The following is a 6711-nucleotide window of genomic DNA, read 5'->3' on the forward strand; positions in this document are numbered from 1 at the left end:
CTTTATTTAAAAAAATATGTTTATATATTTTGACTTTTTCCAAGTTTTTATCCATATTTAAACTAAAAATTTTGTCTTTCATTAAATTATTTTCTTCAATAATTCCGAATTTAAAGTCAAAATTATCCTTATTTTTAGCATATTCATTAAATTTATTCTTTAATACAAACTCAATATAATTTTTTACAAATAATTTTGAAGCCATCCTGTTTAATTTCAAATTTATTGTAATTTTTTCTAAATGATTTTTTATTAAATTTTCTTTATTTTCGACTTCAATAACCAGAAATTCAACATTATCAGAACCATTTTTTAAATTTAAATAAAAATAATTTTTCACATCTTCAAAAAATATTTGTTTCTTTTTCAAGGCATCTTCAAAGCCATTTTCATAAAAAATATATTTCCCAACTGAACTTTCTTCCATTTTTAGCCATAAAAACTGAATTGGTGCAAGCAATATAATGAATATTCCAATCCAGAATAAAAACTCAAAATAACTTTTTCCCCAGTTCACAAGCGATGAAATTACAAGGAAAAATCCCAAAACAATGTAAATTGCCATAATAAATGTGCTTTTTATAATTAAAACTTGTGAAACTCCAGCTTTTCCAACTGTTTTTCCTAATATTTTTTCTTTCATTTTCAAAAATTATCTCTCTTTATCTTTTCTAAATTTTTCCATTCTTACAATTCCTTCATCATCTACTTTGTTTATTCCATTTTTGTAACTATATCCCATTTTCTTATAAAACGGAACAGCTGTAATAGACGCAGGTATCTCAATTCTTTTGGCTCTTAAAAAATATTCATCTTTTTCCAATGTTTCAATAATTTTTCGTCCTATTCCCTTTCCCTGATGTTCAGGCGAGATAAAAATAGTAAATAAAGAACTTTCATCAAGTTTATCCCAATATGGTGCAATTGCTCCACATCCAATAATATTGCCCTTTTCTTCGGCAATATAAAAATGTGTCCACGAGGCTCTTTTAAGAACATTTTCAGGCTGGAAATTATTTACATAATTTTCTATTAAATCAGCAGAATAATCTTTTATATTTGTTTTTCGCAATGTTTCTACAATCAATTCAGATACTTTTTTAGCGTCTTTTTCTTCAAATCTACGTATTTTCATGTTTTTCTTTCGAATTACACTAATTAAATCCTAAAATTGATTCAAAAACCTCTCATCATTTTCAAAAAACGCTCTTAAATCATCAATTCCATATTTAAGCATCGTAATTCTTTCAAGCCCTAGTCCGAATGCAAAACCTTGATATTTTTTCGGATCAATTCCAACACCTTCCAGAACTTTCGGATTTACCATTCCGCTTCCCAAAATTTCAAGCCATCCAGTCCCTTTACAAACTCTACATCCAGCTCCTTTACAAACTCCACATTCTACATCCATTTCAGCTGATGGTTCTGTGAATGGGAAAAAATGCGGACGGAATCTTACTTTTCTGTCTTCTCCAAATATTTTTTTCACGATATTTTCCAAAATCGCTTTAAAATTAGCAAAAGAAACATCTTCTCCTACCATAAGCCCTTCCATCTGATGAAACATTGGCGTATGTGACACATCATAGTCTGGACGATAAACTTTTCCAATCGAAATCATTCTAAATGGTGGTTTTCTATCTTCCATATATCTAATTTGCATACCAGAAGTTTGTGTTCTTAGCACAACATTTTCTTCTTCGATGTAAAATGTATCTGAAATTTCACGTGAAGGATGGGTTTTTGGAATGTTTAATGCATCAAAATTATATTTCACATATTCCACTTCTGGTCCATCCACAATGTCAAATCCCATTGTAGAAACAATGTCCTTTATTTCCATAACCGTCTTTGTAAGCGGATGAAGCGAACCCGCGTTAGCCTTTCTTCCTGGCAAAGTCACATCTATAGTTTCGTTTTTTAGTCTTTGCTGTTTTGCAATTTCCTTTAAGTCAGTATTTACTTCTTCAAATCTATTTTGCAGTACATTTTTTATTTCATTTGTAACTTTTCCAAATTCAGCCCGCTTTTCAGCCGCAATATCAGCCATTCCCTTCATAATAGCTGTAAATTCCCCTTTTTTCCCCAATATCTTAACTCTCAGGTCATTCAGCTCCTCAAGATTTTCCACCTCTTTAAGTTTTGCTAACACTTCTTCTTTCAAGTGTGCCAATTTGTCTAACATTTTTCCTCCTGTTTGCTTCACTTTTCTTTATTTTTACCATAAAATTTATGTTTTTATTATATCACACTTTAAATATATTAAAAAGTTTAAATTTTCTATTTCTAATTCAAAAAAAGAATACCCACAATAAGGTATTCTCTTAAATATTTTGAATTATAACTTGTATTTCCAAAATAATTACAAAGCTATTTTCTATATTTTTCAGCAAACTGCTGAAGTTCAGCTATTTCTTTTTTTGCTCTATCAGATAAAACTTTTACATCGTTAATCATCTGTTTGGAACGTGCCATAATAAAATCCAGATATTCTGTATTTTTAGTTTTTAAGTACATTTCCTTGGCATAATACATATCCTTAAAATCATTTTTAGCCTGTTTTATTAATAGTTTTTGCCCAACCATAACAATTAGTGCCGCTGCCAAGGCTATTATCGTCCCATATCCTTTAGTAAGCGGATATAAAATCATTCCAATAATCATAAGTCCTGTAACTAAAATAGAACTGTTTTTTATATACCCTTCTTTTGGTGGAACTTTCACATATTTTTCCATTTTTTCAATCATTTTTTTAAACATCTATGCTAAAATTCCTAACCAGTATCCTAATATTCCTATTATAAAGAATCCAAAAATTATCCAAATAGCATTTACTTTTCTCTTTAACAGATACATACATGCAAATGTAAGTAATAAGGCTAGTAATCCAGGTAATAACGAATCTAATATACTTTGAACTGTCGTTACAACTTCTTTTCCAGTTTGATCTGTGTATTTAGACAATACCAACGGCACATTTATTGAAGTCCATTTTGAAACCAATGCTCCCATTACGAAAAGTCCCAATATAGAAGCTCCCTGAGTCAATTTTTGGATTACTCCACCTTCCATATCTCCAACAATTTCAGTTCCTTTTTCGTATCCATATTTTAATCCATACCATCTAGTAAGCACTCTTGCCAAATTTATTCCAAAAAAGAAAATAAACGGTCCTAATAGATTTCCTCCAGCTATTGCAAGTGAAGCTCCAAGTGCTGCCAATACCGGACGTAAAGTTCCCCAGAAAATAGGATCTCCTACTCCTGCAAGTGGTCCCATAAGCCCTACTTTTATTCCGCTTATAGTTGCGTCGTCAATATCTACACCATTTGCTTTTTCTTGTTCCATTGCGGCTGTAACTCCCATTATAGTTGAACCTATCCATGGTTGAGTATTAAAAAATTCCAAATGTCTTTTAAGAGCCGCTGCCTGATCTTCCTTTTTAGAATATAGTCTTTTTATTGCAGGAATCATTGTTACGCAGAATCCCATTGACTGCATTCTTTCAAAGTTGAATGATCCTAGTAAAGTTGTAGATCTCCAGTACATGCTTTTCAAATCTTTGTCAGTTAATTTTTTTTCTATATTTTCTGCCATTTTTCCTACCTCCTATAGTCCTTCCAGTTCATCATCCGCTTCTTCTGTAACCGCGGTTCCACCATTTCCACCACTTGGTAAAGTAATAGATGCGTGATATTTGGGATTTAATTGAATATACAATATTGCAAGACATAATCCTAATATTCCTAAACCAACCAAGTTAAATTCTGTAAACGCCGCTATTACAAATCCTAGGAAGAAGAATGGCATCAATGCTTTTGCTTCCATCATATTTATTACCATCGCATACCCAACAACTACTATAAATCCTCCAGCAATTTGAAGCCCTCTTGTAATTACTTCAGGAATTGCGTTCAAAGCTCCTTCTACTGCACTTGTTCCGGCAATCATACCTACTAATACAGCTGGAATTGCTACTCTTAACGCCTGCAAAGCCAGTCCTGCTAAGTGACACATTTCAATACCTCTAAAATTAGCTTGTTCTGCATATTCATCTGCTTTATGCTGAAAGAACACTGTGATTGTTCTAACGAAAATTGTAAGAACTTGTCCTGCTGCTGCAATTGGTACTGCAACTGCTATTCCTTCTGCAATTGACTGTTTACCTACAATTACTAAAATTGCTGAAATTACACTTGCTAACGCTGCATCAGGCGCCATCGCCGCCCCAACGTTCATCCATCCAAGTGCTATCATTTCAAGCGACCCGCCTAATATAATTCCTGTTTTTAAATCTCCCAGTACTAACCCCACTAAAGTACATGCTACTAACGGACGGTGAGTCTGTCTTTCATCAAGCACACTTCCCATTCCGGCTATAGCCGCCACAAGCGCTAATAAAATTAACTGAATAACATTCATGCTTCTGTCCTCCTAAATATTTAATTGTTCTGTATTTTTATTTTTTTAGTCAAATGAGATAGAATCTAATTTAGAGTTAATGTCTTCTTTTGCAGAAGTTACTAATTGTCTCATATCAAGCTCTACACCCATAGCTCTTAATTTATTAAATGCTTCCAAGTCATCTTTATTAATTGCAACGGCTTTTGAAATTAATTTATCCCCTTCTTTAAAAGTCATTCCTCCAACGTTCACAGTTTTAATGTCTACTCCGCCTTCAATCAATCTGACAACATCCCCAGGGCAAGTAACAAGTAACATTACTTTAGTTTTATCGTATTTTGGGTTTTTATAAACAGCTATTGCTTTTTCAACAGGTATTACAAATGATTTTACCCCTTCTGGCGCCACTTGCAATAAAAGCGATTTTCTTATTTTATCTTCTGCCACATCGTCATTTACAGCAAAAATTGCTTCAGGCTTTGTAGCCTTTACCCATGAAGTTGCCACCTGTCCGTGTATTAATCTTGAGTCTATTCTTGTTAAAACTAATTCCATAATTCTATCCCGCTACTGAAAATTTTGTGAAAAAATTCATGTATAATATAAAAAATTTCTCAGTAACTCTCCTTTCGTTTATGTTTTTGTATTTTCAGCTTTAAATTTTCTGCTATATTTTATTTTATAAATCCAGTTCATCTGAATCATCATCGTCATCAGCAACATCTGCGCTAAATAATTCACTAAAAATTTTAATTCCATTGATTCCTGAATTTTTTGCCACTTGAACTAATTCAGAAACATCGCTTGTTTCTTCTCTTGCATCTAAAACTTCCAATAGCATTGGAACATTAACACCTGTTATTACATCGGTGTTCTTCGTTTCGGCAACAACTCTGCAGGCTGCATTATAAGGACTTCCACCAAACAGATCTACTAAAAATAATGTTCCTTCGGCATCGTATTTTGAAATAATATTATTATATTTTTCAATCAGATCTTCAGGACCTTCGCCTGGCACAAATGTTACAAAATCAAGCTGTTCGCTTTCTCCTAGAACCATCTTTGTCAGATTAACAGTTTCTTCTGACATTTTTCCATGTGTTGCAACAATTAAGTTAATCATCTCAGTTTCTCCTTTCAATATTAAAATTTCTAATTTCCATAATTACTTTACAAATTTAGTATAACCTCATCAATTTAGATTGTCAATACATTTTTAAAAAAAATCTTTCAATCTATCTGTACATAATATTAATTTATTTATATTTTTGCTTATACTAAACCCCATTAAAAAATAAAGACAAACTAGTTGTTTGACAATTAATTCATAATCGTTTAACTAAATTGTCTTTTATTACTTTTTGAATATTTTATTAGTAAATATTTTTTCATATTCCTATGTTTTTTCTTTTTATATAAGTAAGGAAAACCAGTCTATTTCCCTTTATTTTGCAATTAGTACTGCAATTTATAAATTAAAAAAGACACAACCTTGATTTTACTCAATAGTTATGTCCCTCTTTATTCCAACTGTACCAGCAATGACTTGAATTATTTTAATATTTTTTGCTCAAATTTTTTACCACCATAATAAATCATATATTTTTTATCCTGCAATGCTCCTGGATTTACATACATTACTCCACCTTTTTCTGAAATAAATTCTTTGTGTGTATGTCCAAAAATACAAATTTCGGCTTTTTCTAAATGTACTTTTTTTTCTAATTCTTCAAGTGTAGTTTTTACGTTATACAGATGTCCGTGTGTTAATAACACCTTTTTTCCCATTAAATCAAATATTTTAGTTTCTCTAGACTCATAATCATCCATATCAGTATTACCCTTTACAATGGCAAAAAGTACATCTCTATAGACTAACGACATATCAATTGCGTCTGTGCTATGATCTCCTGCAAAAATTACGATTTCCGGCTGCTCCAAATCTATTACTTGCTGAAAATAATCAAGCCTCCCATGACTATCAGAACAAATTAATACTTTCATTAAATCTCCTCTCTCCATTTTGTTCTTTATTATTTCTTCATCGAAAAACTTTTTGCATTATACTAAAATATTTAATAATAAAGTCCTTCGAATAATCATTTCCCTAACAATTTTATTTATGCTTTATAAGTTTAAAGCTGTATTTTAATATTATGACATTTTATCTAAAATAACTATTTATAACAATTTATTATTCAACTTTTTAAATACCCAAATATATTATACCACATTTTTTAATTTTATACTAATTTTGTGTGTTATGCAATAAGTATTAATTTTACTAATAAATTTTGATTATTTATT

Annotated in this window: 9 protein-coding genes; all 9 read right to left on the bottom strand. The window is 31.0% G+C overall.

The window, feature by feature from the left end:
- Positions 1–643 (bottom strand): hypothetical protein (locus tag Q0370_RS09725; protein WP_299575144.1); only part of this gene is annotated, 643 nt, incomplete at its 3' end.
- Between the two features lie 9 nt (positions 644–652).
- Positions 653–1135, bottom strand: coding sequence for a GNAT family N-acetyltransferase (locus Q0370_RS09730; RefSeq protein ID WP_299575146.1), 483 nt, complete (start codon positions 1133–1135; stop codon positions 653–655).
- A 30-nt stretch (positions 1136–1165) separates the two neighbouring features.
- Positions 1166–2185 (bottom strand): phenylalanine--tRNA ligase subunit alpha, encoded by a 1020-nt coding sequence (pheS, locus tag Q0370_RS09735; protein ID WP_299575148.1) that lies wholly within the window; start codon positions 2183–2185, stop codon positions 1166–1168.
- Positions 2186–2370: 185 nt separating this feature from the next.
- Complete coding sequence (locus Q0370_RS09740) at positions 2371–2760, bottom strand: hypothetical protein (protein ID WP_299575150.1); 390 nt, start codon at positions 2758–2760, stop codon at positions 2371–2373.
- Positions 2761–3597 (bottom strand): PTS mannose transporter subunit IID, encoded by an 837-nt coding sequence (gene manZ, locus Q0370_RS09745; protein ID WP_299575152.1) that lies wholly within the window; start codon positions 3595–3597, stop codon positions 2761–2763.
- A 12-nt stretch (positions 3598–3609) separates the two neighbouring features.
- A complete protein-coding gene (locus tag Q0370_RS09750) occupies positions 3610–4422 on the bottom strand; it encodes a PTS mannose/fructose/sorbose transporter subunit IIC (protein ID WP_299575154.1) in 813 nt (270 codons plus the stop codon).
- 45 nt (positions 4423–4467) lie between these two features.
- Positions 4468–4959 (bottom strand): PTS sugar transporter subunit IIB, encoded by a 492-nt coding sequence (locus Q0370_RS09755; RefSeq protein WP_299575156.1) that lies wholly within the window; start codon positions 4957–4959, stop codon positions 4468–4470.
- Between the two features lie 124 nt (positions 4960–5083).
- Positions 5084–5527 (bottom strand): mannose/fructose/sorbose PTS transporter subunit IIA, encoded by a 444-nt coding sequence (locus Q0370_RS09760; protein ID WP_299575158.1) that lies wholly within the window; start codon positions 5525–5527, stop codon positions 5084–5086.
- A 428-nt stretch (positions 5528–5955) separates the two neighbouring features.
- Positions 5956–6408, bottom strand: coding sequence for a YfcE family phosphodiesterase (locus Q0370_RS09765; RefSeq protein ID WP_299575160.1), 453 nt, complete (start codon positions 6406–6408; stop codon positions 5956–5958).
- Between the last annotated feature and the right edge of the window lie 303 nt (positions 6409–6711).

This window comes from uncultured Leptotrichia sp. (genome assembly GCF_938036635.1).
GTDB classification, from domain to species: Bacteria; Fusobacteriota; Fusobacteriia; order Fusobacteriales; family Leptotrichiaceae; genus Leptotrichia; species Leptotrichia hongkongensis.

What these genes read in the sequence shown, in the direction of transcription:
- Q0370_RS09750 (WP_299575154.1), bottom strand. Translation starts at nt 4,422, where the DNA reads ATGAATGTTATTCAGTTAATTTTATTAGCGCTTGTGGCGGCTATAGCC.
- Q0370_RS09755 (WP_299575156.1), bottom strand. Translation starts at nt 4,959, where the DNA reads ATGGAATTAGTTTTAACAAGAATAGACTCAAGATTAATACACGGACAG.
- Q0370_RS09740 (WP_299575150.1), bottom strand. Translation starts at nt 2,760, where the DNA reads ATGTTTAAAAAAATGATTGAAAAAATGGAAAAATATGTGAAAGTTCCA.
- Q0370_RS09760 (WP_299575158.1), bottom strand. Translation starts at nt 5,527, where the DNA reads ATGATTAACTTAATTGTTGCAACACATGGAAAAATGTCAGAAGAAACT.
- Q0370_RS09730 (WP_299575146.1), bottom strand. Translation starts at nt 1,135, where the DNA reads ATGAAAATACGTAGATTTGAAGAAAAAGACGCTAAAAAAGTATCTGAA.
- manZ (WP_299575152.1), bottom strand. Translation starts at nt 3,597, where the DNA reads ATGGCAGAAAATATAGAAAAAAAATTAACTGACAAAGATTTGAAAAGC.
- Q0370_RS09765 (WP_299575160.1), bottom strand. Translation starts at nt 6,408, where the DNA reads ATGAAAGTATTAATTTGTTCTGATAGTCATGGGAGGCTTGATTATTTT.
- pheS (WP_299575148.1), bottom strand. Translation starts at nt 2,185, where the DNA reads ATGTTAGACAAATTGGCACACTTGAAAGAAGAAGTGTTAGCAAAACTT.